Source organism: Pseudoalteromonas sp. Z1A6 (assembly GCF_011378745.1).
In the GTDB taxonomy this organism is placed as follows: domain Bacteria; phylum Pseudomonadota; class Gammaproteobacteria; order Enterobacterales; family Alteromonadaceae; genus Pseudoalteromonas; species Pseudoalteromonas arctica.
The window spans coordinates 1-1,410 of sequence record NZ_WTKW01000586.1 but is presented as its reverse complement, the minus strand read 5'-3'; the positions used below and the strand labels follow the sequence as shown (position 1 = coordinate 1,410).

Annotated in this window: 2 protein-coding genes; both read left to right on the top strand. The window is 40.4% G+C overall.

Features of this window, described 5'->3' with window-relative positions; genetic code table 11:
• Positions 1-247: 247 nt before the first annotated feature.
• A complete protein-coding gene (yihI, locus tag GQR46_RS19680; protein WP_007582074.1) occupies positions 248-844 on the top strand; it encodes a Der GTPase-activating protein YihI in 597 nt (198 codons plus the stop codon).
• Positions 845-856: 12 nt separating this feature from the next.
• Positions 857-1,372 (top strand): DUF2489 domain-containing protein, encoded by a 516-nt coding sequence (locus GQR46_RS19675; protein ID WP_010553820.1) that lies wholly within the window; start codon positions 857-859, stop codon positions 1,370-1,372.
• Positions 1,373-1,410 lie beyond the last annotated feature (38 nt).

Here is a 1,410-nt window from a genome sequence, read left to right as displayed (position 1 = left end):
AGTCGAAGGGAGAAGTGTCCAGATAATGGCGCTCAGATTAGCAGGCGGTAGAGATGTTTTCTCTACCGCCTTTTTATTTGTCCTGTTACAATACCCACCGTTTAAAATTAGCGATTAATTAGCTAAGGCGCTTTTAAATGAGAGACCCAACCTCTAAGCGCAAACTGAATTCTTCTGGCTAGGCCAGCACTGCGATGCCCATTAATTTGCGCTTCGCTCAAAACCTCTTAAGTGAGATGATCAAGATATGAGTAGAACTAAAAAGTCACGCAAAAGCCCAGCAAACGGACCTGTTCGTTTAAGCCAAGATAAGCTTAAAGAAATGCGCGCATTAAAAGAGCAGCGAGTTAAAAAAACCAAAGGTGCTAAGCCAGGTTCTCGTAACGCGCCAGATTTACTAGATAGCGAAAGCCATAATGCTGGTCACGCGCCGAAAGATAAGCGTGTAGGCAGTAAAAAGCCGGTACCATTAATTGCAACTGCGCCTGAGCCTAAAGTTGAAATGAAACGCAACTTAAAGCCAACTATTGAGCTGAAAAAGGTAATCGAGCCTGAATTTACACCTGAACAAGAGCTAGAAGCACTTGAGAATGACGAGCGTTTACTTAAACTAGTAGAGCGTCATGAAGAAGGTGAAATGCTAACTGGTAAAGATGCTAAGTACTTTAATAGCCGTATTGCTCGCCATCAGGCGTTATGTGAAATTCTTGGTATTGAAGACGAGGATGAAGACGAATTTGAAGATGACCTTGAAGATGATATTGAAAGCAAAGGCAATTCTGATTTCGATCAATACTTATCTGACGATTTAGCCAACGAATGGTTAGATGAAGACGACAAATAGTAAGGATAAATAATGAGTACCGCGGTAATTTTAGCCTTACTTTTAGGCGCTGCTATAATAGTTGGTCTGGCATTTTATGCGGGTCAGTTGCTGTATAAGTTAAATGCGCAAAAAAAGTTAATTGCTAAAACGCAGGCTGAACAAAAGCAAAAGCTTGAGAAGTCGCGTTTAAAGCGAAATGCCAAACTAGCCGATAGTATTCATTTAATTGCGCGTGCAATGAATGAAGAGCAGTGTGAGTTTTCTGAAGGCTGTTTACGTATTTGGGTACTTATGTCTCAATATGGCTTTGAGAGCGAGCGTGATTTAACGACACAATATCCTGGCATTTATAAAATGTACCAGGTAGTTAAAGAAATGCCGACACACGATGCACGTAAAAAATATGCTAAAAAAGAAATTTTTAAGCTAGATAAAGCTCGCTGGCAAGCTGAAGAAACACTTAAAGATGAAGTTAAAGCCGATTGCGCTAAAATTATCATCGAGTTTAAAGCCGCTCCTGGCAGCGATAAAGTGGTTTTTAACTAGCTTTAGTTTTTCGAGTACTCAAAAAAAGCAGACCTTGG